Consider the following 7,106-nt stretch of genomic DNA (forward strand, 5'->3'; position numbering starts at 1 on the left):
GCCACTGCGCGGCGGCGTCGGTCACGTCGCCGGGAGCGCCGACGCGGGTACGCGCCAAGGCCCCGCCGCCGACCTGCATGCCGATCGCCACCAGCACGCCCACCGCCAGCGCGAGCCAGGACGCCTGGACGCCCTCGGCCACCGCGGCGGCCCGGTCCCCCGAACCGAACCGGCGGGCCGACCGCCCCGTGGTCCCGTACGCGACGACGGTGCCGAGCCAGGCGGTCAGGGTCATCACCGTGCCGCCGACGGCGAGCGCGGCGAGCGGAACGCGACCCAGGTGCCCGACCACGGCCGTGTCGACCAGGACGTAGAGCGGCTCGGCGGCGAGCACCACGAGCGCCGGCAGGGCGAGCGCGGCGATCCGGCGGGGCGACGCCGCGTCGGAGGCGGGGGCGGAGGTGGCGGTCTGACTCATCGTCGCCGATCCTGGCACGAGACGAGTAAGGGACGCAACCTCATGCATCACTTACCGGTCGGGTCGGGCGGGTGTCCGCGTACCCGGAGTCAGGCGCCGTCCGGCGCCGTACGGTGAGCCCATGGCGGCCAACGACGAGCGAGTCGTCAACGGCACCGACCCGATCTGGTGGCGACGGTTCTTCGCCGAGCTGCTCGGCACCTTCTTCCTGGTGCTGGTCTCCGTCGGCCCCGGCGTGGTCAACCAGCGCCTCGGCGCCGAGGCGGTGAGCCGTACCGCGGCGGTAGTCTCCCCCGGCCTGATGCTGGCCTCGATCATCCTGTTCATGGGCGCGGTCTCCGGCGCGCACCTGAACCCCTCGGTGACGCTGGCCTTCGCCCTGCGGCGGGACTTCCCGTGGCGCCGGGTGCCCGGCTATCTGGTCGCCCAGTTCACCGGGGCGGTGTCCGCGGCGGCGCTCCTCGCCGGACTGCTCGGCGGGCACGGCACCGCCGGCCTCACCGTTCCCGGCCCCGGCATCGGCACCCCGCTGGCGCTGGTCTGGGAGCTGATCCTCACCGTCGGCCTGCTCAGCACCATCCTCGGCACCGCCTCCGGCGCCCAGAACGTCGGGCCGCTGGCGGCCGTCGCGGCCGGCGGCTATCTCGCCCTCGCCGGGCTCTGGGCCTCCCCGCTCACCGGCGCCTCGATGAACATGGCCCGCTCGCTCGGCCCGGCGCTCGTGTACGGGCAGCCCCGGGGCTGGTGGGCGTACCTGCTCGGCCCACTGCTGGCGGTGCCGATCGCGGTCGCGATCGCGCTGCTGCTCCGCGGACCGGGCGGTGGGCAGATCAGCCGACGCATGGCTCAGGGCAGGATCGGGCCCTGAGCCCCGGCCCGAGGGGCCGTCTCGCGCCGGCCGGGTCACCAGACCCGCTCGGCGCGCCGAGCCCGCCGAGGAGGGCGGCTCAGACGGTCGGGAGGGTGGCGAGCCAGCGACGGACCTCCGCACGGCTGCGCAGCAGGACCACCGTGGGTGGCGCCGCGGCCGCCGCCACGGCGGCGAGGATGCCGGGGCGGGACCGGCGGGGAAACCGCCAGATGTAGCGGAGGAACTCCAGGTCGATCTGCTCCGGGCAGCCGTCCGGCAGGTCAGGTCGGGGGGTGACGCGGTGGGCCCAGTGCCGGCGCAGCACCCGGACGATGCAGCGCAGCCGGGGCGGATCGCAGATCACCAGCAGGTCGGCGCGGGGTAGCCGGAGGTCGAGCGTCGCGCCGTAGTTGCCGTCCATCACCCAGGCCGGGCGAGCGGCGAGCCCGGCCACCTCGGCGCGGAAGCCCGCCCCGTCGGAGGCGACCCAACCGGGCCGCCAGTAGTGCCGGTCGAGGTGGATCAGCGGAAGATCGAGCCGGCGGGCGACCTCACGGGAAAGGGTGCTCTTGCCGGCGCCCGGGCTGCCGACGATCAGGATCGCTGCACCGGGCGACGGTAGCGCCCGGTTGGCGGCCACGGGGGCCGGGCGGGCGGTGATGCCGGCGACGGACGTCGGCGACATCACCGCCGGGCGGCGTGCGTCACTGGCGGGTGTCCATCGAGGTCTGCAGCGCGCGGCGCATCTGCTCGCGCGCCTCGTCGGTGGTCTCGGTCTGGGGCTTGCGCTTGGTCGCCATGGGAAATCCCTTCCAGGGTGCGGGCCACCGACACGGTGGCCCTACGGGCGGCAATGCTGAGCGCCCGGCAGCGGTCCGGGATCACCGGAGCGGCTCGCCTGGCAGCGTGAGCCCGGGTCGGTCTGACCCTGGAGGGAGGCGGCACCGGGTGTGGCGCCACCGCCCACGACCTGCGTCGCAGCACGGCGCCGGTCTTTTCCCAAGCTATCGTTCAGTTCCACATACTGCCCAGTGTTCCCGAGATCTGGACACGGGGGCGTCAGCGGGCCAGAAAGTGCCAGCCGAGCCACCACCAGAAACCGAAGAGCCCGATCCGGCCGACCGGGACCGGGCCGACCTCGTAGCGCATCACGAAGGCGCAGACCTCACCGAGCGGCGGGATCCGGGAACCCTCCCGGCGGGCCGCCCCCTCGACCGCCGCGAAGAGCAGCACGGCGGTCAGGAAACCGCCGATGGCCAGGGTCCGCATCATCGCCGCACCAGCCCCCAGAACGCGGCCAGCCAGGCGAACCAGGCCGTCGACCGGACGAGATGGTCCTCCAGCAGCGGGTCGGCCAGCCGGGAGAAGGTGGGAAACTCGTCGCCCACGGACAGCGCGAAGGTCGCCCCCTCGAAGACCCCGAAGACGGTCACCGGAACCAGCCACCAGACCGCCCCGGGGGCCAGCCGGCGCGGGGCGGGCCGACGGGGCACCCGGTTGCTCAGCCCAAGCCAGATCAGCGCGCCACCGGTGCCGAGGGTGTAGAGGTTGGCCTGCGCCGAGAAGGACGGGAGCTGCCCACCGACCAGCGAAAGGCAGATCAGCATCGGGACGGAGACGACCGGACGATCCCAGGCTCGGGGCACCTCGGCGGTGAGCTCTCGGGGGCGATCCATCACCCGATTGTCCTCACCGTCACCGAGCGCGGGAAGACCGCCACACCTCGGAGTCGACCCTGATCTCAGGCCGGAAGCAGCGCCCCGTCCAGCGCCGCCCGGACCCGGTCCATTACCTCGTCCGCGCTGCCTCGCCCGGTGAAGCCGGCCGCGAACCGGTGCCCACCGCCGCCCAGCACCACCGCCGCCCGGCTCACGTCCACGGCGCCCTTGCTGCGCAGCGAGACCGACCACTCCTCGGCCGCCACCTGCTTGACCACGCAGCTCACCTCCGCCTCGGCGGTGACCCGGATCGAGTCGATCAGCGACTCCAGGACGTGCGGCGGCTGGTCGTACCGGGCCAGATCGTCCAGGGTGGCGACGGTCCAGACCAGCCCCCGCCCGCCGGCCGCCGCCGGGTCGAGCCGGGCCCGACCCAGCACCTCACCGAAGAGCCGGACCGCGCCGAACGGCCGGGTGTCGAAGATCCGCCGGGAGATGTCCCCCGGCCGGATACCGGTGGCCAGCAGCCGGGCCGCCAGCTCGTGCACCGCCGGGGTGGTCGCGTCGAAGCGGAACGAGCCGGTGTCCGTGCTCAGCGCGACGTAGAGGCAGGCCGCGATCTCGGCGTCCAACGGAACCCCGAGCCGGGCGAGCAGCCCCTCCGCCAGCACCGACGTGGCCGCCGCGTGCGGATCGACCAGGTCGATCCGGCCGAACCGGGTGTTCGAGGCATGGTGGTCGAGCACCAGCGTCGTCCCCGCCACCGCCAGCCGGTCGACCAGGTCGCCGAGGCGCGACTCGCTCGCCGCGTCGAAGCAGATCACCAGGTCCGGATCCGAGTACGCCGCCCGCTCCGGCACGAGCAGGTCCAGCCCGGGCAGCCAGCCGAACGACTCCGGCAGCTCCGGCGGCCCGGGGAAGGTCGCCTGGAGCTGTCGTACGCCCAGCCGGCGCAGGCCCAGCCCGAAGCCGAGCATGCTGCCCAGCGCGTCCCCGTCCGGGTTGACGTGGCAGATCATCAGCACCCGCGCGTCGGCGGACAGCCCGCGTACCGCGGCGACGGCGGCCGCCCAGTCGGCGTCGGTCGGACCGGAATCACCCGGCGTACCGCCCGCACCCTCAGCGGGGGCAGTCACCGCTGGTCGCCGCCGCGCGGCTCGACCTCGTCCTCGGTCTCCTCGTCCTCGACGTCGGAGTCCTCGTCGTCCAGCCGGTACGGCTGCGCCTCGCCGGCGTACTGCGCCCTGGCGGCCAGCCGCTGCACCTCGGCGTCGGCGTTACGCGCCGCCGCGAGCAGGTCGTCGATGTGCTTGACCTGGTCCTGCACGTCGTCGAGCACGAAGGTCAGGGTCGGCGAGTGCCGCAGCCCGAGCGCCTTGCCGACGGTGCTGCGCAGCATGCCCTTGGCGCTCTCCAGCGCGGCCGCGGTGCTGGACTGGGCCGCCGTGTCACCGAGCACGGTGTAGAAGACCGTGGCGTCCCGCAGGTCTGCGGTGATCCGGGCGTCGGTGATGGTGATCATGCCGAGCCGGGGGTCCTTGATCTGGCTCCGCACCACCGACGCGACCAGTTCGCGAATGCGCTCCGCGTGCCGGCGTACCTTGGCCGGATCCGTCATCTCCCCCACCTCCAGGGCATCCTGCTCCCGGCCGGAACGACGGCGCGGGACGCCGCCGGGTCCGACCGCCCAACATCTCGAACACTACCCGCGCGATCGTGGCCGTCGCGCGTCGCCGCCGGTGGTCGCCACCACCCGGGCGGGCTCAGTCTTCCGGGCCGTGGAGCCGGCGGCGCACCGACAGCAGCTCCACCTCCGGGCGGCCGGCCACGAGGTGCTCACACGAGTCCAACACCTCGCGGACGTGTGCCGCCTCGGCGGCCACCACGGCCACCCCGATCTCGGCCCGACCGGTCAGGTCGAGCGCTCCGACTTCGGCGGCCGACACCTCGAAGCGGCGCAGCGCCGCCACGATCGGCCGTACATATGATCTTTTCGCCTTGAGCGACCGGGAGTCGCCCGGCAGCAGCAGGTCGAAGACCACGGTTCCGGTGAACATCGCCCCGGACATTACGGTCACCCCCGGACATGATCAAGGGGTTTACGCCTTTCGGCGTAAACCCCTTGATCACTGTGTCACCGCCGGATCAGGCGCGCGGCTTCTCCCGCATCTCGAAGGTCTCGATGATGTCGCCGACCTGGACGTTGTTGAAACCGCCCAGCGTCAGACCACACTCGAAGCCCTCGCGGACCTCAGTCGCGTCGTCCTTGAACCGCTTGAGGGAGCTGACCGTGAGGTTGTCCGCCACGACCGCCCCGTCCCGCAGCAGCCGCGCCTTGGCGTTGCGGCGGATGATGCCGGACCGGACGATACAACCGGAGATGTTGCCGATCTTGGACGAGCGGAACACGTCGCGGATCTCCGCGCTGCCGAGCTCGACCTCCTCGTACTCCGGCTTGAGCAGCCCCTTGAGCGCGGCGTCGATCTCCTCGATGGCCTGGTAGATGACGGTGTAGTACCGGATCTCCACGCCCTCGCGGTCGGCCATCTCGCGGACCTTGTTGGCGGCCCGCACGTTGAAGCCGATGATCGTGACCGCCTCGGACGAGGCGCTCGCGAGCATGACGTCGCTCTCGGTGATCGCACCCACACCCCGGTGGATGATCCTGAGCTGGACCTCCTCGGGGATGTCGAGGTTGAACAGCGCGTCCTCGAGCGCCTCCACGGAACCGGAGACGTCGCCCTTGAGCACCAGGTTGAGCGAGGTCTTCTCGCCCTCCTTGAGCTGCTCCATGAGCGTCTCGAGGGTGGCCCGACCACGGGAGTTGGCGAATGCCGCCGCCCGTCGCCGCGCCTGCCGCTGCTCGGCGATCTGGCGCACCGTGCGGTCGTCCTCGGCCGCCAGGAAGGTGTCACCCGCACCCGGCACCGCGGTCAGGCCGAGCACCATGACCGGACGCGCCGGACCGGCCTCCTGGACCTGCTTGCCGTTCTCGTCGAGCATCGCGCGGACCCGGCCGTGCGCCCCGCCGGCGACGATCGAGTCGCCCGCCCGCAGGGTGCCCTTCTGCACCAGCACGGTCGCCACCGCACCGCGGCCCTTGTCCAGGTGCGCCTCGATGGCCACACCCTGCGCCGGCCCGTCGATCGGAGCGGTCAGCTCCAGCGACGCGTCGGCGGTCAGCAGGACGGCCTCGAGCAGTTCGTCGATGCCGATGCCCGGCTTCGCGGCCACGTTGACGAACATGGTGTCGCCGCCGTACTCCTCGGCGACCAGTCCGTACTCGGTCAGCTGCTGGCGGACCTTGTCCGGGTTGGCCTCCGGCTTGTCGACCTTGTTGACCGCGACCACGATCGGCACGTCCGCCGCCTTGGCGTGGTTGAGCGCCTCGATGGTCTGCGGCATCACGCCGTCGTCGGCCGCCACCACCAGCACCACGATGTCCGTCACCTGGGCACCACGGGCACGCATGGCGGTGAACGCCTCGTGACCCGGGGTGTCGATGAAGGTCACCGCGCGGTCCTCGCCCTCGTGCGGGACGTGGACCTGGTACGCGCCGATGTGCTGGGTGATGCCACCCGCCTCGCCGGCCACGACGTTCGCCTTGCGGATCGCGTCGAGCAGCTTGGTCTTACCGTGGTCGACGTGACCCATGACGGTCACCACCGGCGCACGGCTGACCAGGCGCTCCTCCGCTACCTCAGCGTCGAGGTCGATGTTGAACTGCGCGAGCAGCTCGCGATCCTCGTCCTCCGGGCTGACGATCTGCACGTCGAAGCCGAGGTGCTCACCCAGCAGCAGCAGGGTGTCGTCAGAGCAGGACTGGGTCGCGGTGACCATCTCGCCCAGGTTGAACATCTCCTGGACCAGCGAACCCGGGTTGGCGTTGATCTTGTCGGCGAAGTCCGACAGCGAGGCGCCACGGGAGAGCCGGACGACCTGACCCTGACCCCGGGGAGCACCCGAACTCATGGTCGGAGCCGACAGGTTGTCGAACTCCTGTCTGCGCTGCTTCTTGGACTTGCGACCACGGGTCGGCCGGCCACCCGGACGCCCGAAGGCGCCCGCGGCGCCGCCGCCACGGCCACGGCCACCGCCACCGGGACGACCGCCGCCACCGGCCGGAGCACCCGGACGGAAACCGCCGCCCGGAGCACCACCGCCGCCACCGGGGCCACCG

At 72.5% G+C, this 7,106-nt stretch carries 9 protein-coding genes; 1 reads left to right on the plus strand and 8 read right to left on the minus strand.

Annotated elements, in window-relative coordinates:
• The coding region (locus DKL51_RS07490; protein ID WP_260428412.1) for an MATE family efflux transporter at positions 1-418 on the minus strand (418 nt) is incomplete at its 3' end.
• Between the two features lie 121 nt (positions 419-539).
• On the opposite strand from DKL51_RS07490, the gene DKL51_RS07495 reads away from it, so the two are divergent.
• On the plus strand, positions 540-1,286 hold the full coding sequence (locus DKL51_RS07495) for an MIP/aquaporin family protein (protein WP_124811867.1): 747 nt from the start codon (positions 540-542) through the stop codon (positions 1,284-1,286).
• A gap of 79 nt (positions 1,287-1,365) precedes the next feature.
• Here DKL51_RS07495 and DKL51_RS07500 read toward each other — a convergent pair whose 3' ends face one another.
• The 7 genes from DKL51_RS07500 to infB all read right to left on the minus strand — a co-directional run.
• Positions 1,366-1,953, minus strand: coding sequence for a P-loop NTPase family protein (locus tag DKL51_RS07500; protein ID WP_260428413.1), 588 nt, complete (start codon positions 1,951-1,953; stop codon positions 1,366-1,368).
• 374 nt (positions 1,954-2,327) lie between these two features.
• Entirely contained in the window at positions 2,328-2,537 is a 210-nt protein-coding gene (locus DKL51_RS07505; RefSeq protein WP_185734738.1) for a DUF6186 family protein, read from the minus strand.
• Positions 2,537-2,944 carry a hypothetical protein gene (locus DKL51_RS07510; protein ID WP_124811869.1) on the minus strand — a complete coding sequence of 136 codons (408 nt, stop codon included), beginning with the start codon at positions 2,942-2,944 and terminating at the stop codon, positions 2,537-2,539. Before DKL51_RS07510 ends, DKL51_RS07505 begins: the two co-directional genes overlap by 1 nt.
• Before the next feature lie 65 nt (positions 2,945-3,009).
• On the minus strand, positions 3,010-4,062 hold the full coding sequence (locus tag DKL51_RS07515) for a DHH family phosphoesterase (RefSeq protein WP_124811870.1): 1,053 nt from the start codon (positions 4,060-4,062) through the stop codon (positions 3,010-3,012).
• Positions 4,059-4,544 (minus strand): 30S ribosome-binding factor RbfA, encoded by a 486-nt coding sequence (rbfA, locus tag DKL51_RS07520; RefSeq protein ID WP_109942971.1) that lies wholly within the window; start codon positions 4,542-4,544, stop codon positions 4,059-4,061. Before rbfA ends, DKL51_RS07515 begins: the two co-directional genes overlap by 4 nt.
• 145 nt (positions 4,545-4,689) lie before the next feature.
• Positions 4,690-4,983 (minus strand): DUF503 domain-containing protein, encoded by a 294-nt coding sequence (locus tag DKL51_RS07525; protein WP_109942959.1) that lies wholly within the window; start codon positions 4,981-4,983, stop codon positions 4,690-4,692.
• 88 nt (positions 4,984-5,071) lie between these two features.
• Positions 5,072-7,106 (minus strand): translation initiation factor IF-2 (gene infB / locus DKL51_RS07530; protein WP_124811871.1); only part of this gene is annotated, 2,035 nt, incomplete at its 5' end.

It is taken from the genome of Micromonospora globispora (assembly GCF_003857015.1).
Taxonomy (GTDB): domain Bacteria; phylum Actinomycetota; class Actinomycetes; order Mycobacteriales; family Micromonosporaceae; genus Micromonospora; species Micromonospora globispora.